The 19,540-nt window shown below is 33.4% G+C and carries 15 protein-coding genes and 1 riboswitch; of the genes, 10 read left to right on the plus strand and 5 right to left on the minus strand.

The window, feature by feature from the left end:
* Window positions 1-144 precede the first annotated feature (144 nt).
* The 3 genes from B8T70_RS08150 to B8T70_RS08160 are packed head-to-tail and all read left to right on the plus strand — an operon-like array spanning window position 145 to window position 4,568.
* Window positions 145-1,458, plus strand: coding sequence for an endonuclease V (locus B8T70_RS08150; RefSeq protein ID WP_082001836.1), 1,314 nt, complete (start codon window positions 145-147; stop codon window positions 1,456-1,458).
* A 2-nt stretch (window positions 1,459-1,460) separates the two neighbouring features.
* Window positions 1,461-2,159 (plus strand): deoxyribonuclease V, encoded by a 699-nt coding sequence (nfi, locus tag B8T70_RS08155; RefSeq protein ID WP_086894559.1) that lies wholly within the window; start codon window positions 1,461-1,463, stop codon window positions 2,157-2,159.
* Between the two features lie 48 nt (window positions 2,160-2,207).
* Complete coding sequence (locus B8T70_RS08160) at window positions 2,208-4,568, plus strand: T9SS type A sorting domain-containing protein (RefSeq protein ID WP_039115047.1); 2,361 nt, start codon at window positions 2,208-2,210, stop codon at window positions 4,566-4,568.
* A gap of 253 nt (window positions 4,569-4,821) precedes the next feature.
* Window positions 4,822-4,921, plus strand: a riboswitch (SAM riboswitch).
* 466 nt (window positions 4,922-5,387) lie between these two features.
* Here B8T70_RS08160 and B8T70_RS08165 read toward each other — a convergent pair.
* A complete protein-coding gene (locus B8T70_RS08165; RefSeq protein ID WP_039115046.1) occupies window positions 5,388-5,606 on the minus strand; it encodes a hypothetical protein in 219 nt (72 codons plus the stop codon).
* A gap of 230 nt (window positions 5,607-5,836) precedes the next feature.
* On the opposite strand from B8T70_RS08165, the gene B8T70_RS08170 reads away from it, so the two are divergent.
* From B8T70_RS08170 to B8T70_RS08185, 4 genes are all read left to right on the plus strand, one after another.
* A complete protein-coding gene (locus B8T70_RS08170) occupies window positions 5,837-6,283 on the plus strand; it encodes a T9SS type A sorting domain-containing protein (protein WP_086894560.1) in 447 nt (148 codons plus the stop codon).
* A 4-nt stretch (window positions 6,284-6,287) separates the two neighbouring features.
* Window positions 6,288-12,965, plus strand: a complete 6,678-nt coding sequence (locus B8T70_RS08175) for an RHS repeat-associated core domain-containing protein (RefSeq protein ID WP_082001835.1) — start codon at window positions 6,288-6,290, stop codon at window positions 12,963-12,965.
* A gap of 16 nt (window positions 12,966-12,981) precedes the next feature.
* Window positions 12,982-13,371, plus strand: coding sequence for a hypothetical protein (locus tag B8T70_RS08180; protein WP_039115040.1), 390 nt, complete (start codon window positions 12,982-12,984; stop codon window positions 13,369-13,371).
* A gap of 382 nt (window positions 13,372-13,753) precedes the next feature.
* The gene (locus tag B8T70_RS08185; protein WP_123912087.1) at window positions 13,754-14,296 is read left to right on the plus strand and encodes a hypothetical protein; all 543 of its coding nucleotides are present in this window, start codon (window positions 13,754-13,756) and stop codon (window positions 14,294-14,296) included.
* A 180-nt stretch (window positions 14,297-14,476) separates the two neighbouring features.
* Here B8T70_RS08185 and B8T70_RS08190 read toward each other — a convergent pair whose 3' ends face one another.
* Genes B8T70_RS08190 through B8T70_RS08205 form a run of 4 tightly spaced genes read right to left on the minus strand, consistent with a single transcriptional unit; the run spans window position 14,477 to window position 16,975 of the window.
* Window positions 14,477-15,778 (minus strand): PcfJ domain-containing protein, encoded by a 1,302-nt coding sequence (locus B8T70_RS08190; RefSeq protein WP_039115038.1) that lies wholly within the window; start codon window positions 15,776-15,778, stop codon window positions 14,477-14,479.
* Entirely contained in the window at window positions 15,775-16,155 is a 381-nt protein-coding gene (locus tag B8T70_RS08195; protein WP_039115037.1) for a Cas9 inhibitor AcrIIA9 family protein, read from the minus strand. The genes B8T70_RS08190 and B8T70_RS08195 overlap by 4 nt, the downstream gene beginning before the upstream one ends.
* 31 nt (window positions 16,156-16,186) lie before the next feature.
* Window positions 16,187-16,546 (minus strand): hypothetical protein, encoded by a 360-nt coding sequence (locus B8T70_RS08200; RefSeq protein WP_039115036.1) that lies wholly within the window; start codon window positions 16,544-16,546, stop codon window positions 16,187-16,189.
* A 39-nt stretch (window positions 16,547-16,585) separates the two neighbouring features.
* On the minus strand, window positions 16,586-16,975 hold the full coding sequence (locus B8T70_RS08205) for a single-stranded DNA-binding protein (RefSeq protein WP_039115034.1): 390 nt from the start codon (window positions 16,973-16,975) through the stop codon (window positions 16,586-16,588).
* Between the two features lie 477 nt (window positions 16,976-17,452).
* Between B8T70_RS08205 and B8T70_RS08210 the strand changes: the two genes are divergently transcribed.
* From B8T70_RS08210 to xseB, 3 genes are all read left to right on the plus strand, one after another.
* Window positions 17,453-17,710: a hypothetical protein gene (locus tag B8T70_RS08210; protein WP_039115176.1), complete on the plus strand. Its 258-nt coding sequence runs from the start codon at window positions 17,453-17,455 to the stop codon at window positions 17,708-17,710.
* Between the two features lie 112 nt (window positions 17,711-17,822).
* Window positions 17,823-19,259, plus strand: coding sequence for an exodeoxyribonuclease VII large subunit (gene xseA, locus B8T70_RS08215; protein WP_039115033.1), 1,437 nt, complete (start codon window positions 17,823-17,825; stop codon window positions 19,257-19,259).
* A complete protein-coding gene (gene xseB, locus B8T70_RS08220; protein WP_039115031.1) occupies window positions 19,237-19,443 on the plus strand; it encodes an exodeoxyribonuclease VII small subunit in 207 nt (68 codons plus the stop codon). Before xseA ends, xseB begins: the two co-directional genes overlap by 23 nt.
* The last annotated feature ends 97 nt before the right edge of the window (window positions 19,444-19,540 follow it).

Here is a 19,540-nt window from a genome sequence, read left to right on the forward strand (position 1 = left end):
CTTGAAATTAAAGGTGCTTGACGGGGTTAGTACAGAAGTTCTGTAAACACTGACTTTGTTAGAATTAAAAAGAATAATTCAAATTATAATCACTAGGTTTATATCTTCAAAATAGATTATTACCTAGAGAAATTAAATTCATTAATGAATCACACAATAAATTATTATCCAAGTAAAAGCAAACTATTTTTTATTGACAGCTTATCTACTTCCAATTATGGTATGTACAATGGGAAACCTTTTACAGGAATTAAAGAAACCATTTCTGATAAAGAATATATCAGAGAAACTTTTGTAAATCGCAGACTACACGGAATAAAATTTTGGGCAAGTGAAAATTCTTTTTCAATTTTTGTTTACATTTTTGATGAAAGCAGATATAATTTTGATATTGGTAAAGATCGTGATCAAAATTTTATGAATAGAATCTACACTATTTATGATTTACAAACATTTGATTCAATTGTAGACTACAAAGTAAATAATATAGGAAAAAAAGAGCATCAGCAAGGTTATAATTTTACCCGTGAAGATTTAGATTATAATAAGAAGATAAAGGACAATTTTGATGTAATAAAAAACTACGAAGACACTAAAGAGATTTTTACTCGTTTAGATTTATTTGTTTGCACCTATAATACAGACAATCCCTTTAATCTCACACGTGAATTAAACCAAGATAGAGCTGGAAAGACACTTTATGGCTATTTAGTTCAGGAAAGCATGAAAGAAACACTAGGATATACGGTTGAAGATGTTTTTATGGAAAAGTATATTCTTCAAAATGAACTTGCGCAGAAGATTATTAGTGAAGACCAGATTCAACATCCGATAAAATACATTGCAGGTGTTAGTGTGGCATACAATGATATAGATCTAAAAATGATTTCAGCCATTGCTGTAATGGATATTGAAACACAAGAAATTGTTGATCAGGTATTTTTTGAGTTAGAGGATGTTACATTGCATGTTCCTGATTTATTTGCCTATAATGAAGTTCCTTCAGTTTTAAAAGCGTTTGAAAAACTAAGTATAAAACCTCAATTAATTTTTTGTGACGGACATGGTATTGAACATCCAAAAAATGTTGGATTAGCTACTCATCTGGGAATTGAATTAGATATTCCAACAATTGGATGTCCAAAGAAAAGACTTGTTGGATATTATGAAAAAACGAGTTTAGGGCATTTAAGAGGGGATAGGCAAGAACTATGGTTTGATGATAAAATTGTGGGTAAAGCATTACGGACTCAAGAAAGAATCAATCCGCTTTATATATCTATTGGACATAAAATAAGTTTGGAAACAGCAATTGATTGGGTTTTAAAAACAACGACCAATACTCGCATTCCTGTTGTTGTACAGGAAGCTATTGCGCTAACTGAGCAACTTATGCCAAAAAGAATTAGATATGATTTCCTTGATGATGAAGAAAATAAATATGCTATAATAATATAAAAATGAGTAACGACATATTTGACAAAAAACCAGAATTTGAAATTTATTACGATCTTCAAAATAGTTTGCGTGAGAAAGTAATTATATATGATCAACTACCAGAGGTAATTCAATATATTGCCGGAGTTGATGTGGCATATAATGACATTAATGACAATATGATAGGTGCTATTGTAGTTTTAAATGCAGAAACTCATGAAGTTGTTGAAAAAGCCTTTCATGAAATGGAAATAGCATTTCCATATGTTCCAGGTTTGTTTTCTTTTAGAGAGATCCCTTCTTTAATTGAAGCTTTTAAAAAACTTACTATAAAACCTGATTTAATTGTATGTGATGCTCAAGGAATAGCTCATCCAAAAGGAATTGGAATGGCAACTCATCTTGGAATAGAATTAAACATTCCAACAATTGGCTGTGCTAAAAAAAGATTAATAGGTAGCTACGATAAAAATTTACTGGGACATGAAAGAAAAAGTACACAAGATTTGATTTACAACAATATTTTGGTTGGTAAAGCATTACGAACACAGAATAATACCAATCCTATGTTTGTCTCAATAGGGCATAAAATTTCTCTTGAAACTGCTATTGCTTGGGTATTAAAACTTACTCCACATTATAGACTTCCTGAAACCACACGACAAGCAGATTATTTAGTTAATTTTCTTTTAAAAAATAAAAATGCTTTCTTGTCAGAATAATGATATATTTACGATTCATTCCTATTAACAAAATTCTCTTTTTCTTTTATGAAAATATTTAAAATATTCATTTTATTAAGCATTGTCTTTTTACATCATGCACAGTCACAGGTTTTTGTAAGTGCTTCAGCTACAGGTTTAGGTAATGGTAGTTCGTGGACTAATGCTTACACTAATTTACAAAATGCAATTAATGCTGCAAAATCAGGACAAGAAATTTGGGTAAAAAGTGGTACATACTTTCCATCGCGAGACAGAAATGGTACCATACCAACGAATCCTAGAGATGCAACATTTGTTCTTAAAGAAGGGATAAAATTATATGGCGGATTTGCAGGCGCAGAGACAAGCTTAAGCGAGAGAAATCCAGAAACGAATACTACTATTTTGAGTGGTGATATAGGTGTTAAAAATGACGAAACTGACAATATCTATACATTATTGTTATGTGTAGATTTGACTTCATCAAGTAGGCTAGATGGTTTTACAGTTACTAAAGCCAACAACAACAGGACTAGTGGAGCCATAACTATCGCAAGTTATATCGTGTATCATAATACTGGCGGAGCAGGATGGATTTTATCATCCGATATTATAATTACCAATAATAAGTTTATTGGTAACAAATCAAATAGCAGTACTGGAGGGCTCTCCATTCTGTATGGTTCGAATCTAACATTTGCCAACAATGTATTTATGGGTAATGAGTCAGTAAACCAAGCTGGAGCGATTTATAGTAGTGGATCTTCCGTTTCCTTTGATAATTGTATTTTTTTACAAAATTTTGCAGGGCAGGGCGCTGCAGCATATATTGTTAACAACGGGGTATCTGGTTTTATTAGCAACTGTACGTTTACAGATAATAAATCAAAGGCAGATGGAGGGGCATTACTTTTTTATTCATCAGATCCTTTATTGAGAAATGAAATCAGGATTACCGATTCTAAATTCGACAAGAATACATGTGTACCTGGCGGTGTTTTAAATGGTCTAATTACAATCTCAACCCGTGGAGGTGCTATTCACGCGGAACGTACTAACCTTAATATTGTAAGGTGTGATTTTACAAATCAAATAATTAATTCTCTGAGCTCCGGTGTCGCCATGGGTGGTGCCATAAGTTTAGGATATGATACCTCTACCAAAATTGATAAATGCAATTTTATTAACAATAGTATCATTCCTTCCAACAGAGGCAACTCTGGTAGTGGTGGTGCTATTTTTGCCTTATCTGATATAGAGATTAGTAATTGTATTTTTGCTGGCAACCATTCGGCAGGATCTTCAGGAGCTTTGTCTCTAACTTCTGTCCCTTCAACTAAGAATAGAATAGCTGTTTCAAACAGCGTATTCACTCAAAATACGGCTGAACTTTATGCTGGTGCCATATCTTACGGAACTAATGCTTCTTCATATCCAGTTGGTTTTACAAATCTTACATTTCATGCAAACAAGGCTAAACTGCAAGGTGGAGCAATTTATTTGAACTGGGGGATTTCGGATGCACAACGAACTACACAGTTACAGAATTGTGTTTTTGAAGACAACTCAACAAACGAAATTGCTTTTAGCCAAGCATCGCAATCTGCTTATCTTCTAGCTACAAACAACAGATATCACACCGAAAATTTTTCAGGATTACTTTTCAATGATGCAACAAATCCGATTGGTAAGGATGGTATATGGAGAACGATTGATGACGGTTTGCGCATAAATGCATGCTCAATTGTTGCGGATGCTGGTACTAATGCAGCACTTATTCTACCAGGCACAAAGAATTTATGGACTCAAAATGATGTAGATATTGTAGGGAATAAAAGAGTAAAAGGAGAGAATGTAGATTTGGGCGCTTATGAAAGTGATGCTAGCACCAAGCCTGAATTAACAAACTCATTGCCTGCTATTGTGGTAAACACTGGAGCGAAACAGATTGTAATTAATCTGGATGATTATTTTTCGTCTACAGTAGGTAATAAAAACACTTATAGTATTACAAATGGAAATCCAGAATCAGGACTGTATCAAGCTATTATTACAGACAATATTCTCACGATATCATTCCATGAAACTCTTAGTGGCTCAAGCCAAATAAACTTTTCAATTTTAAGTGCTTGCGGACTTAGCTCAAATGAAACGATCAGTGTGATTATAACCCCAAGTTTATCAACTGAAGATGTAACTATGGATAGTTCTTTATTTTTATATCCAAACCCAGTTGAAAGTACACTAATGGTTTCAGGAAGCACACCTATCGATTCTTATGAAATAATAAACATGCTTGGACAGACTATAAAAAAGTCTTCTTTTGATTTACGACAAGCTGATGTAAAGAATTTGACAACAGGAATATATTACATTATAATTAATTCCGATAATAAAATTCATAAGTTTAAATTTTATAAAAAATAAATAAGTTTTTTCGAATGAAAGAAGAGGTGAAAGAGTTAATTCTTTCACCTCTTCTAAATTTATGGGTGATCTTGAACTGTCTAATCTATTTCTAGAGGGGATATAAAATCAGAATATATATATTACAAATGCAAAGGGTTTGTATGTAATTGTTTAGAAGTTAATTTGTATTTCAGAAATATAAAATAAAAAAAAATATTCTTAAACTATATTAATTTTTATAGAATTTGTATCACAGAAAATTTCTGTATGATACTTATCCAGAAAGACTGAGGGATTAGGCCCTGTGACGTCTTAGCAACCTGTTGCTTAATAAGGTGCTAAATCCTACCGTTGTAATGGACAGATAAGAAAGATTAGCTCAAAATCTGAATAAGCGGTTCTGTCGCATCTGGGAATAACTTTTATCATTAGAATTTTAAAGCGATAAAAAAATGAATACGAGAGGTCATTGTTATCCAAAACACATAATCCTTTAGGTAGTAATTTCAAATTAAGATTTACACTTAGGTATCGTGATGTTAAGAAGTAATGAAGATTAGAGGAGGCTTTACCCATTCGAACCTAAACTTCTTAGGTATTGATTTTGCTGGGTTTCTAGTTTTCAAAATACCCATGTGCCACGATTCTGCCATAAAACTTTCGAGTATTTTTATAAATCGTTGATAAGGATTATAAAAAAACCTGCGAATCCTCGGATCTGCAGGTTTTAGCGCATTTTTCGGGTTTTTTGAAAAGATTGATAAAGTTACTTTTTTCACTTCTTTCCCTCTTTTGGTAGGGAGAGCAAGATTTGAACCATAACACTAAAAACCTTATTTATAAAGCATTCTCAAATAGTTTCACATCCTTATTGAGACTATTGGGTAAAAGATTCTTACCTGTTTTTGTTTTATTTTCTTTTTGAGGAAATACTACATCTTTTGGAATATTCCAAGCTTTACCAGTTAGGAATGCTCTTTTTATTTTACCCAAAGAAGAGTATTGGTAAGTTGTTCTTACGGATAGCTCTATTTTTTTACAAACTCTACTACCCAAAGATATTTCATATTTATAGAAGTAAGATACCAGCCCTAGTATTCATAAAATCAAGATTTACATCTTTTTGTATCAAATTGACTTCCATATTTTAAAACTACAATAGGATAAAATAGTATAATTTAAAGGTAATATATGATAAATCTTACATATAAATTATCTATAGGTTTACCATTTAAAATAACTAAAATTTTACCTCATTTTAATCTAATAAAAATTGGTGGCCAATTATGAAAAATATTTTATCAATCATTCTGTTTGGTACTTTTTGTGTTGTTAAAGCACAGGAGCCTATATTAACGTTTACATACGATCCTATAACAGGAAATCAAATCGTTAGAGAATTTTGTCAAAGTTGTGGTACTGCAAAACCTGCTAAAGAAATTGAAGCTATCATAGAAGAAGATTTACTTGAAATTTCAAATGAAAACATAATCTCATATCATCCCAATCCTGTAAAAGAGGAACTCTACTTAAAATGGGATCTTGTTAATGAAAACTATGTAAAATCTATACAGGTCATTGGAGTGAATGCTCAAATATTAGCAGAATACCAAAATAAAAAAGAAACTAACTTTCAAAATATTCCTTTTCAAAGTTATCCCACAGGAATCTATATCCTATCATTATCATATAGTAATGGAGAGCAAAAAAGAATAAAAATCATTAAGCAATAATATTATGAGGCAATTTTACCTTACGATTCTCTTTATAAGCCTTAGCTTTTTTACTACAGCACAAACAAATCCTACTGGTCCCATGCGTGAGGCAGGTATTACAGATGGAGACTTATCAGTTACCTTGTCTGGCGGTGCTTCTTACTCGGTACCAATAGCTGTTCCCCCAGGAATTAATGGAGTCATTCCAGAAGTAAGTCTAAATTATAACAGCCAGGGAGGAAATGGGTCTGCCGGCTATGGATGGGCATTATCAGGATTATCATCAATTTCAAGAATTCCTGCAACAAAATTCCATGATGGTACAATTGATGGGGTAGATTTTGATGTTTTAGATCGATTTGCATTAGACGGCCAACGATTAGTAGTGAAAAATGGAACTTCTGGGGTTTATGGTGGCAATGAGACAACATATGAAACAGAGATATTTTCCAACATAAAAATTACCTCTCATGGGATACATCCAAGCGGAGTAAATTTTGGACCAGCTTATTTTCTTGTAGAATATCCTGACGGTTCGAAAGCTTATTATGGTAATTCAACAGATTCACGTTCGATAACAGAATGGTCAATTACATATTGGGAAAATGCGCAAGGTATTCGAATTAGTTATTTATACAACCAAGCAAATAACTTATTGGAAATTGCTGCTATAAAATATGGAACATTAACAACTACTATGCCCATAAATCAAATACAATTTATATATGAACCAAGAGTAAAATCTGAAAATTATTATATTGGAGGACAAAATATAATAAGAAGTAATCGTTTAAAGGAAATTAAATCTTCGGGAAATAACATTGGATTCAGAAATTATGTTCTAGACTATAATATGGCTCAATCTTCAGAAAAATATGATCGATTGTATTCCATTACAGAAAAGAGTGGAGATAATACAAAAAGTTATAATCCAACAGTTTTTAACTACAATAATACAGATGATTCTATTAATTACAGTTCTAATCCCACTGTGTTAAGTGTCAATAGTGTCAATTCGACTAATGCTGTTGCAGTAAATGGAGATTTTGATGGTGATGGTAATATGGATTTCATACTATATCCAAAGACAGGTGTAGAAGCTAAATCAATATATTGGATTTTTACAGGTATCACCCCTAATACAGGCACACAAACAATTCTAAATTTGGGGCTACTTCAAGAGCCTGGTGCTTTTGATGAAATTCTGCCAGTTTCTTGGTTAAGTTGGAATAACAAACTTATGAATGGTCAAGGCTGGACAGTTGTAAAAACTAACCCAACTACAAATCTTACGACTTTTAAAACTTATGCTATTGGTCCTTCTTCTATAAATCCTCAAGGTGAAAAATCGTATACTTTTCCGAAATTCTCGTATTATTCTGAGCATCCTTTAAGTTGTACATCAACTAGACCACCATTTTTTTATACGGTAAATATTCCGAAACGTTATCTTAATGGTGATTTTAATGGTGATGGATTAACTGATGTTGCAGTTGTAGAAGAGAACCTTGAGTATTCTTACTTAGCACCTTGCGACTCAAATAATGAGCCGCTTCACACCACAAGTAATTATTCGGGCGATACTTATTTTATGAATCTGGACAGACGACTAAATTCAAATTTTGTTAATAATGCTGGAAAATTAATTGTTTTAGAGACTAGTAAAACTTATGTCGCTGATTTTAATGGGGACGGAAAGTCGGACATTTATGTTTTTGATACTGGAAAAGTAAGGGTCTATTCCTTGAATGACAACAAACAGTTTATTTTATTATATCAAACACCAACTACAGATACAAGTATTCAATTAAGCAGACCTATTTTGATAGGTGACTTTAATGGTGATGGGAAATCGGACTTTATGATTCCTATAGAATCGGGCAATGGTTGGTACAGATATTTATCAACAGGTACCACTTTTGCTAAAGAAAACAGAAATATTGCCTATGTAACTCCTAATGATTCGTTTAATAGTTATAATTATATTGCAACAGATTACGATAATGATGGAAAAAGTGATTTGACCATTATAAAAAACACTAAAAATAATTCAACTGGACTGGGGACAATTCAAATTACAGCAATAACAGAAATGACTCCATCTTCCTTCAATACAAGGACCGCAATTACCACTGCACAGGCAAATATTAATCAATATGCGTTACCAATATTTATACCATCTACAGACCAACAGCGTCCACGTTTTGAAATCGCTTTTATAAATAATAATAGATTACATTTTTTTTATTCTAAAAAAGATAGCAGTAAAGATCGCCTACTAACCAATATTACAACTGGAAATGGCGTTCAACAAGCTATAACGTATCATCCATTAGAGCAGATTCATAAAAGCACTTTCTATACAGTATATAATCCAAGCCAGGGAACAGAAACTTATCCTTATTTTGACATTGTTGCATCCCCTGATTTGCAAATTGTTTCAAAGTTAGAAAAAAAGAGTGCCACAGTTTCTAAAATGAAATTATATGGTTATTATGGAGCTGTGACTAATTTGGAGGGATTAGGATTTATGGGATTTAGATCTATAATGGAAACCAATTGGCACAATAGTTCCAATCCAGAAATGTGTACTATAACTAAAAGAGATATAAAATTAAGAGGGGCCATAACTGAGAGTTATTTAGTGCCTTACTTAACCTATCCAAATAATGGTTTTAACCAATCAGATTATACCACCAAAACAACTTTATCATATACACCAAGTCCAGAACTTGCCCTACAATCAAATAAGGTTTTTAAGTTGCAAAACAGCAGTATCAAACAAATTGATACACGATATAATACTAGTGCAGAAACTACAATTTCATACAATGAAAACAATAATCCACTTATAACGACCACAGTCAATAGTGAAGGGGCTGCTGTAGCGCAAACCGTAAAAGAAACTGTAGAATACGAAAGTCCTAATCCTGATACTCCCTATATAATAGACAGGCCTTATCAAAAAATTGTATCTACCACAATTCCGGGAAATACAACTTCGTATTCTGAATTATATGAGTATGATAACAAACAGCTTGTATCTTTTATGGAGAAAAACGCAACGGGTACTGGAAGCATACTTGAATCCAATCTGTATGATTCTTTTGGAAATTTAACCCAAAAAACTGTTTCAGCACAAGATATGGATCCGCGTATAACTAAATATCAATATGATACATCCGGCCGTTTTTTGACCAAAATAATAGATAGTGATAATTTAGAATCAACTTTTGAATACGATTTGAATAATGGACTTTTAAAAAAAGAAACTGATCCATATGGCTTATCATCCTCATATACCTATGATTCTTGGTTTAGAAAATTAACAGCAAAAGACGATCAGTTAAACAAAGTAATTACATATAATTATGCGAACACTTATGCTTCCACAAATGGATCCGAAACAACAGTTACAATTACAACTGATGCTTTAGATGGAAGTGCTAGTGAAGAAAAGTTTGATGATTTAGGTAGAAAAACAAGATCAGGAGCAAAAGATATCAATGGAACATATTCCTACGTATCTTATTTATATGATATTTATGATCGAAGTTATAAAATAAGTGAACCTTATTTTGGTGCTACACCATCTCAATGGAATGAAACTAAATTTGATATTTACAGTAGACCGACAGAGAGTATTTCATTTAATAACAGAACGACATCAATAGCATATCCTAATTTATCAACGACAATAACTGATGGACAAAAAAGTAAAACAATTGTAAAAAATGCTATTGGTAATATTGTTTCTACTAATGAAACAACCGGTGGGAATATCAATTTTTCCTATTTTGCAAATGGAAATCTAAAACAAACCAGTTATAATGGTATTAATATTACCATGGAGCAAGATGGCTGGGGGAGAAAAACCAAACTAATTGATCCATCGGCTGGGACTTTTACGTATAAAAGTAATGAATTAGGAGAACTAACAGAAGAGACTTCCCAAAATGGAGGTGTGATTACTACCATAACCCGTGATAATAACGGAAGACCAACTAAAAAAACAATTGTAGGAGGAGGTACTGATAGTGAGACCGAATATACTTATGATGCCACAAAGTTACCAATAACAGTAACGTATGTTGACAAAAATGAACCTATTGGAGCTAATAAAACCATAACTACGGTAACTTATGATCCTATTTTCAAAAGAGCTTTATCTGTTGAAGAAAACAAAATAGGGGTTTCAAAATTCATCAAATCCTTTACTTATGATGGTTTAGGCAGAGTTGAAACAGAAACTAAACGTGCAGAGATAGGAGGTAAATTCAGTACGATAGTAACCAAAAATATTTACAAAAATGGAAACTTATATCAAATTTTAGACAGTAACAATAAAGTCCTTTGGCAGACAAACATGCTAAATGCGAAAGGGCAAGTGTTAGAAAGCGTAACTGGTAATGGCATAAAAATGACTAATACTTATGATATTGACGGGTATTTATCAAAAATGCAATATGATAAAACTACTGTACCAGCAAGTAATATATTAACTCTTACAACTACATTTAATAAAAATACAGACAATTTAGATAGTAGAATTAATAGTTCCTTTGGAAACTTTACAGAAACTTTTAAGCATGATGAAATAAACAGATTAACTGAGTTTACAAATAAATTTGAGGCTCAACAAAGCCAAACCTATGATGCTTCGGGAAAAATTTTGGGCAATAATTTAGGGTTTTACAAATATGACGCTACAAACAAGTATCAAAACACAGAGATATCATTAGGTTATGATTCATCACAGTATTATGCTAACAGAGGCGGTATTTTTAATGATGATATGGAAGCCAAATCAGGTTGGTCTTTTAATCCGCATAATCCTCAGTGTATTTCATTTGATCGGTCAAAAGGTATTGCAACTGCCATAAAGTTAAATACAACATTGTCGAGTGATGGTATGAGTTATGTACAATCAGATGTCTCAGTTCCTATTGATAATATAGCTGACACAGAATACACTTTTTCTGGTTGGGTTTATACAGATAATCCGACTGCTCAACTTACACTTTTTCAATACAATGCAAATGAAACGGGATATTTTTCTTACGTCAATAGTGTTAGCACAACAGCGTTGAATAATTGGAAATTTATTGAAAAGACAGTATTGGTGCCTGCAAGTGTTAAATCCTTGCGACTGCGTCTTGATGCTATAGGAATAGGTAATGTTTGGTTTGATAATGTAAAAATACGCAAGACAAGTGATCCAGTTTCTTCAGGTTTAAAAAAACTAAATGTCACTTATAATGCATTTAAAAGTCCTAAACAAATAGAAGAAACTGGTGTAGAGAAAATAAGTTTTACTTACAATGATGACAATCAACGAAGTACTATGTACTATGGAGACTTTAATGATGAAAAATCACTTAGGCCACTACGTAAGCATTATTCGGCTGATGGCACAATGGAGATAAAAGAGAATAGAACTACTGGTGCTTTTGAATTTGTTACTTATATAGGAGGAGATGGCTATTCGGCACCAATTGCTGTCAAGAGTGATGGAATAACACAAAAATATTTATATTTACACAGAGATTATCAAGGGACTATTTTAACAATCACTGATGACAATGGTGCTATAGTAGAAAAAAGATTATTTGATGCTTGGGGTAGTATCATGAAAGTGCAGGATGGTGTAGGAAATACACTAATAGGACTAACAGTTCTTGATAGAGGTTATACAGGACACGAACATATACAAAGTGTTGGACTGATTAATATGAATGCGAGATTGTATGATCCAATACTTCATCGATTTTTACAAGTCGATAATTATATACAAGACCCAACAAGTACTCAAAATTACAATCAGTATGGCTATGTATTTAATAATCCGTTGCAATTTACAGACCCGAGTGGAAATACTGCCAATGGACCTGGAAAGGACTGTGTAGATTGTGGATTAAGTAACGGACAACAAACCTGGATAGGGAATGGAATCAAAACTATAAAAGATAATTGGGATAGCTGGGGGATTAAAGATTGGGCAAACCAAAATATAAATTTTAAAAAATGGGGGGTTACAGATTGGACAAGAAAGAACCTAAATCTTAAGAATTGGGGAAATAGTATAAAATCTTTGTTTGGTGGAGGTAAAAGCGATGCACCAGCACCACCACCTAATATGAGTCAGTATGTGAATTTGAACAATTCAAACTCCGCTGTTTTAGATTTTAGAGCAGCAAATAACGTTCCTAATAACCAGCCTTTATTAACACAATATAATGAACATGCGCAACCAGTTTTTGAGTATGACTTTACAGGACTTCTAATAACAGGGCTTGGTACTTCAATTAGTTGGACACAAAATAAAATGTTTAACTCAAAAACTTGGTATAGTATAAAACAAATGAAAGTATATAGTCAAGTTTTTAATGGTAATGGAGCCACGGGGGGTAAAGTTGCATCAGCATTAAGAATTTCAGATAGGTTTAAATGGTTAGGTAGAAGTGTTGGAGCTTATAATGCTTGGTCTAATTTTGACGCTTATTCTAATGGTAAAATAGGAGGGTTTACTTTAGCAACAGAACAAACCTCGAATGTTATAAGTACTTTTGCTCCTGGACTTTATGGAGCAGCATGGGGAATAGGATGGGAAGCAGGAAGATCCATAACTAAGATTGATTCTTATCAAAATTGGAAACAAAGTACTTGGCTTCCTTATAGGAAAGAAAAATTGGGATATTAATACGAACTAATTTATTATGAAAGTTATTTATTATTATACTTTTTTATTTTATAAAAAAAATCTAAAAGATGATACTCCTTATTCGACTACTATCTGGGCATTAGGATTAGCAGAAGGCTTTTTTGTAAGTGTTATTTTAAACTTACTAGTGATTCACTTTTTTTGCATTAATATGGGGAAATGGTTTATGATTGCAATTGGAGTTATTTGTTTATTAATTAACTATTTATATTTTACAAAAGATGGAAGGTCGAAAAAAATTATAAAGCAACAACCAGTTTTTTTAGGTAGCCCAAAAATTTCGATTTTATTAACCACTCTTTTTTATATAATTTTAATATCATCTTTATTTTGGGGACCAGTTTATGCAAAATATCTTTTGTCTGTGAATTGTAGATATCTATAATTTATTAAAGCAACCTTGTCGCATTTAAGTGTAACTTGTTATTTAGGTGCAGATGGAATAGGTAGGCACTATAGTCTTAGAGGTGGAAATGGAAAAAGTGATAGTTTCTATGTAGCTTTTAAGCTTGGAGGATATACATCTTTATAGATTGCTGGGATTATTTTATCTATATTTCAGCCTGAAGTTGCACCTGTGGTACAGAAAGTTGCACAAGAAATATTAACTCATTCACTTGCATACTAATTAGAAAAAATCATAAGTGGCATCTATTTTAATAAATTCAACTATAAAGACTATCTGCATTGCACTATTGTTTTTGCTTTATTTGAGCTGTAAAAAAGACGGAATTAGTGATGAGATTAACTTTGTTCCTCAAAAAAGTATGAAAATAAAAAGTTTGATGCCTTTTAAGGAAGATTATCATTGTATTGGTAGTTATACCATAAAGAAAGACACTGTAGTTTCACAATTTGAGATTCAATCAAAGTACTCATTAGTAGTAATAAAATTAAAAAATGTTAGTACTAACTGTAAGTTTAACAGTTGTTTATATTCAAACTATCCAACACCTGGTTATTTTACAATAGTTGATGAAAGTTTATATGAGGTTAAACTCAGTCCAAGTTTATTTAATGAGAATTATAAAATTAGTAAAATTGATTTCATTTCTGATAGTGAGATAAAGTACGAAATGAATAATGATTCTATTAAGAGTTTTAGTTTAGATTTTAATAAATATGCAATAAAAATTAATGATGAAGATTCAAAAGTAATATATGGTGAAATAGAATATTACGGTTTAAATAAGCTAAATGCAAATGTATTGTTTTATAATGTAGAAGATTTGACCTATATTTTTATTATGACTCCTATGAAAGAAAATATTCCTTTAAATAAAAATGTATTGTATGATTATGTTTTTTGAATAAAAAAATAGGCTATGGTGAATTTAGTTTTTCAAATGTTTCTACTGAGTATATGGTTTGTATGTGTTTTTACTTTTAGTATTATAAACTAAAGTAATTTCATTAAGATTTTATAGTAAGATTAGTGGACCATTAAGCGGAAAAACCGAAATTTATTCGGTTTTTCCGCTTTTAGGACTTTATGACTTTTGCTTCTTCATTCGTGAACGAATTTGATACAAGTTTTTCTTCATTAGTTCTAAAATGATTTTATGATGCTTAGATTTACTATTTTTCAGACCACGACATTGGACTATTTCCATTTTGGAAAGCGATACCTCTATAGTTTCAATAGGTTTATTATCTATTTGAGCAGAAAACAGCAGGGAATCTGTTCTTTTAAAATACTCATTGGTGAAAATACAATGTTGCAGAATGTCTCCCTCTTCCATAAAGTTCTGTACGTTTTCTAGAACTTTGATGGTTAGATTTTCATGCGAAAAAGAAATCCCAAAAAAATGTTTCTTTTCTTCGGCATAAACTTCCTGTGCTTGCTGTATTTCATCACGCATTTTCAAGAGGTATTTTTTCCGCTGGAATTCTCTTTTTTTAGTAACAAGTTTATTATGTGCCTCATGGAGATTTTCGGGGCAGACAAAAAAGGGACAACTTAGGTTTTTTTTAAACCATTGAAGCAAGGCAATATAATCTTCCCAAATAGTATAATCAGTAATGTTATACTTATTTTTTAAGCAAATTTTTACAGCTTGCCAATTAGGGATAATCTTCTGATGAGGTGACTGGAGGTAATAGGTGAGTAGGGAAGTCTGTCCTGCTTTTAAAATCGTTTCTGCAATAGCATCTTTTAACAGTGCAGTAAAAAGTATTTGCGGAGCAATATTGTAAACGCCAGTTTTAAATCCGTTTCTTTTCAAGATAGGGAGCACTTTCATATGTGGATGCACCTTGTACGGATTAATTCGGTATTTTGGTGAGTTCTGAAAATCTTTTGGGCGGATTTCAAGGGAGGAATAATACTGCCATGCATCATAAGCATGCGAAAAAACATTTGTGCTAAGGGACATAGTACGAACTTCGCCTTTTGAGTTTATCCAATGCTGCATCACTTCTTTATGAAAATAAGTTGGAACAGTATTCTTTTTCATGAGCTTGTGGGAGCAGCTAATACGAACGACTTGATACCCCTTACAAACATCCAAAACGGAGCAGTATTCAATTTCTTTGAAATGAACCTGATTGCATCCGCACATTTTGAGTTTTCCTGTACAGGTGGTACATTTTATAAATTTCTCACAGGATTTACTTTGAGATTTGGGTTTCCAGGAATGCGCACATTCAAGGCAGTGGAATTTTCCACGTGAGAGCACTCCCCATTTTAGGAAAATGCTTTTTTCTGCCCAAGTTTGCATCTGTGCTGTAATCGGTTTCAGGGTACTACTTAATTGGGTAATCTCTTTTTCTATGTTAGTTTTAGGTGTCATAGGTCAAAAAGTGTTAAGGTGGTCTGTAGGGTTTTCGGAGTATTTATCACTTCCTTTTTCTGCTCCATGCTTTGAGGAACATCAGACGCAGGAGTAAATAAATCAGCCTTTACAGGCTGATTTACCACTACTTTGCAGTTGATTGGGGCAGGAGGCAGAATACTGTCATCGATGTAGTATTTTATAGCCATGTCGAAGATTTCCTGATTGTCAAAGGCGCATAATCCTGTTTTTTTGACTTCGCCAAAAATGTAGCTGATACAGTTTTCAAGGTTCTTTGAAACTTTGGCAAGATGTGGTGCAAAAGATGCGTCTCTCTGTGCCGTTTCACTTAGATAATTTTCTATAGCGGTTTTAAATTGTTCAGAAGCTTTCATAACTCAAAAGATTTAAGATTAAAAATGAGTGTCACTCAAAACTGTTTCTGTAGATGTCATAGCAGTATTCTTCGAAACAGAGCCAACACATAAAGGTGTAGTGGGGAAGGCGATGCCTGTTTTTTACAGACTCTCCAAGAGAATCTTCGATTTCGTCTTTGATGTTTTCCAAATCATCGAGATGCCCGATATAAAATTCTTTACAGTCTGAATGGTATATAAATTCGGAAATCATTCCACTCATGCATCCGCCGTTTTGTAAATCCTCGAGAAAGGATTTAAGTTGTTCTTTTTTAGTCCCGTTATAAGAATCCAAATCGGACAGGATGATTTTATTAAATGCTTCACACACTTCGTAGGCTGCGTATATTGATTTTTTTAAGGCTTTCATAACTCATTTCTTTAGGCTTGTACATTGTTTATCGGGATATTAAAAAGGCAGGTCGTCAGGTTCTTTTTCAGAATCCTTTTTAACTAGTGTGTTTGTTTGTGGGGTTCCTTGCGGGTCTTTGGCAAATGCAAGTATTTTAATGTGGCTGGTGTGAAAGGTTAGACTGCCGTGCGCCTTAGCATCACTGCCGATGTAGACATTCAGACCAATTCGTCCAAAGAGTTCCACTAGTGCCCCTTTTTTGAGCCACTGCGCTGATTTTGGTGACAGCCAATAGGAACAGTCGATATAGGTCACCACTTTTTTAACTTCGGTGCTATTTTTGGGTTTATAGCTGTCGTTGACTGCTATGGAGAAGTTTACAACCTCACTGTTTTCTTTTACTTTAAAAACGGAGGCATCTTTTACAATTCGTCCTGTAATTTCCATGATACTTGATTTTTAGTGCATACTTTTTTTAAGTTCTCTTTCACCGTTTTTCGCCAAATGAATTTTTTCAAAAGAAAAAACGGGAAAAAAGAAAGCACAAATCAAGTGTCCGGATACCGAGCCGGAGTGCTATAAGTCCCAAAGGGCGGCGTTAAGCCGTTATGCGCATGCAGGGGAGGGCGGACACTATTTTGGCTGCCCTTTTAGTCCGTTTTTGAATGAAAATGGAATCTAGTTTTTAATTGTTCATATTTTTATGATTGAACCCAATCATGCTGTTTTGATTTTTAGTATTTTTAGGGATATAAAATAATGAAGGCAAGAAGCCTGTTTAGCGCCATTACTTGCCTGGAATCCTGAGGTAAAGGGAAATGAAGGACATAACGAAGAGAGAAAACAAAAGAGCTGCCATGTCTTTTTCTTTTGACTTTTAAGTATATTATGCTACGAGATAACACAACACCAAATACCCATACCATGGATAAAACGATACAGCTTAGAGTGAAGAAGGAAATTGACAATAGAAATGAGCTTAAGGTATTACAACTAAAAGGAAGCTTGATTACTAAGGGATATACTGAGATTATCCATATTGCCGATGAGGATGAAGATTTCTATCTCAATTCGTTTTCAACGGCCGCTGATCATAGGAAAGAGGCGGAGGATTTTGTACGGGACTATATTTCCAGTCATGATCTTACCGGTACCATTTCACTTGTGGACAAAGGGAGATAATTCGCTTACGAATGTTTTTTTTAAGGAAATCGCCCCATTTTTTCTAAACAACTATTACATCTTCTATTGCATTTAGAAGGATCTAAAAGGAACACTTCGTTCCCGGCTTTTTATGGAATCAGAAAAACATATCAAACTCTCCGAGCTCAACAGTAAAATTAGCGATGCCCTGACGGATCGTTTCAAAGGACAGACGTTTTGGGTTGTTGCCGATATTACTAATCATTCCTATAAGGCGGATAAGAAAATCCATTACTTTGAACTGGTAGAAAAAGGGATGACGTCAAATAGTATTGTTGCTAAAATTGTTGGGAAAGCCTGGGGAGCAGGATCGATGCATCTTTCTGATTTTGAAAAAAACACAGGACAGCGTTTTACCAATAATATCAATGTACTTGTTTTAGTAAGTGTGGATTACCATCCTTTGTTTGGTTTGTCACTCAATGTGCTTGATATCGATACCAATTTTACTCTTGGAATTCTGGAACAGCAACGAAATGCCACACTTAAAAGGCTTGTGGAAGAGAATACTTTTATCGTTAAAGAAGGAGAACGCTACATCACCCGAAATAATCAAATAAAGCTTCCGGCAGTAATCCAAAAAGTAGCCATACTATCAGGGAGCAATTCCGCGGGTCTTGAGGATTTCAGGCATACCCTTGAAAATAATGATTTTGGCTATGTTTTCCAGATCGATGATTATCCTACCATTGTGCAGGGAGACAATAATGCCAAGCTGTTTTTAGATAAACTCATTGAAGTGTACAGTAGTGGCAAATTGTATGACGCAGTTGTTATTGCAAGAGGAGGTGGTGCTCAGTCCGATTTTCTGCTATTTGACAATTATAACATTGGGCGCGCCGTAGCCAAATTCCCCATTGCAGTTATCACAGGAATCGGACATCAGAAAAATGTTAGTATTGTGGATCTCATGGCGCATACCCAGACTAAAACCCCAACGAAAGCCGCTGAGTTTATTATTGCGCATAACCGGAGTTTTGAGCAGCATATCCTTTCGCTACAAAAGAATATTGTCATTAAATCACAGCAGCTTTTTCTACTGCATTATCAGAGTCTTTCCAATCTTAAGAGTACCATTTCCAATAGTGCAAGGGAGCTCATTTCAGGACACAAAGATGCTTTAATGGCTATTAATCAAAATACAATTAATAGTTCCAAATCAATCCTATACCAAGAACATCGTCAGCTGCTGAACCTATCGCATCAGCTTTCAGGTAAACCGAGGATTATTCTCTATAACAGGATCAATGACATTGACAATACTATTAATAATTTGAAAACATTCACGAATCAGTATCTTCGCAATCAAAAAGGATATTTGGCACATTACAGTTCGAGTATCAGAATGATGTCTCCTGAGAATATCCTCAAAAAGGGCTATGCTATTGTCAAAGTCAATGATAAGATTACCAGTCGAGCCGATACTATAGCAATTGGTGACACAATTGATGTAATATTAGCTGATTCGATTTTTAAAACCACCGTCAAAGAAAAAACAAAATATAATGAAAGAGACACTGACTTATGAAACTGCATACGCTGAACTGGCAGCCATTGCAAAGGAAATAGAAAATGAAACGATTTCGGTTGATGTACTGGCCACAAAAGTCAAGAGGGCTTCGGAGCTTATTACTTTTTGCCAGACCAAACTCAAATCAACGGAAAGTGAAGTAAACAAGATTATCAGCCAAATGGAAAATCCAGCCAACTAAGGCAATTCTGTAGGGATCATAATTCCATTGTTTTGTACTTTTTATATAACATCCGATATAAACAGGAATAGCCCCGGGTTTGTAAATAGGCTCTTTT

Origin of the sequence: Flavobacterium sp. AJR, from assembly GCF_002156885.1 — a bacterium.
Taxonomy (GTDB): Bacteria; Bacteroidota; Bacteroidia; order Flavobacteriales; family Flavobacteriaceae; genus Flavobacterium.

Excerpts from the sequence above, each read along its gene's own strand:
- B8T70_RS08190 (WP_039115038.1), bottom strand. The coding sequence starts at position 15,778 with ATGACACCTAAAACTAACATAGAAAAAGAGATTACCCAATTAAGTAGT.
- B8T70_RS08160 (WP_039115047.1), top strand. The coding sequence starts at position 2,208 with ATGAAAATATTTAAAATATTCATTTTATTAAGCATTGTCTTTTTACAT.
- B8T70_RS08175 (WP_082001835.1), top strand. The coding sequence starts at position 6,288 with ATGAGGCAATTTTACCTTACGATTCTCTTTATAAGCCTTAGCTTTTTT.
- xseA (WP_039115033.1), top strand. The coding sequence starts at position 17,823 with ATGGAATCAGAAAAACATATCAAACTCTCCGAGCTCAACAGTAAAATT.
- xseB (WP_039115031.1), top strand. The coding sequence starts at position 19,237 with ATGAAAGAGACACTGACTTATGAAACTGCATACGCTGAACTGGCAGCC.
- B8T70_RS08150 (WP_082001836.1), top strand. The coding sequence starts at position 145 with ATGAATCACACAATAAATTATTATCCAAGTAAAAGCAAACTATTTTTT.
- B8T70_RS08205 (WP_039115034.1), bottom strand. The coding sequence starts at position 16,975 with ATGGAAATTACAGGACGAATTGTAAAAGATGCCTCCGTTTTTAAAGTA.
- B8T70_RS08185 (WP_123912087.1), top strand. The coding sequence starts at position 13,754 with ATGAAAATAAAAAGTTTGATGCCTTTTAAGGAAGATTATCATTGTATT.
- nfi (WP_086894559.1), top strand. The coding sequence starts at position 1,461 with ATGAGTAACGACATATTTGACAAAAAACCAGAATTTGAAATTTATTAC.
- B8T70_RS08195 (WP_039115037.1), bottom strand. The coding sequence starts at position 16,155 with ATGAAAGCTTCTGAACAATTTAAAACCGCTATAGAAAATTATCTAAGT.
- B8T70_RS08170 (WP_086894560.1), top strand. The coding sequence starts at position 5,837 with ATGAAAAATATTTTATCAATCATTCTGTTTGGTACTTTTTGTGTTGTT.
- B8T70_RS08200 (WP_039115036.1), bottom strand. The coding sequence starts at position 16,546 with ATGAAAGCCTTAAAAAAATCAATATACGCAGCCTACGAAGTGTGTGAA.
- B8T70_RS08180 (WP_039115040.1), top strand. The coding sequence starts at position 12,982 with ATGAAAGTTATTTATTATTATACTTTTTTATTTTATAAAAAAAATCTA.
- B8T70_RS08210 (WP_039115176.1), top strand. The coding sequence starts at position 17,453 with ATGGATAAAACGATACAGCTTAGAGTGAAGAAGGAAATTGACAATAGA.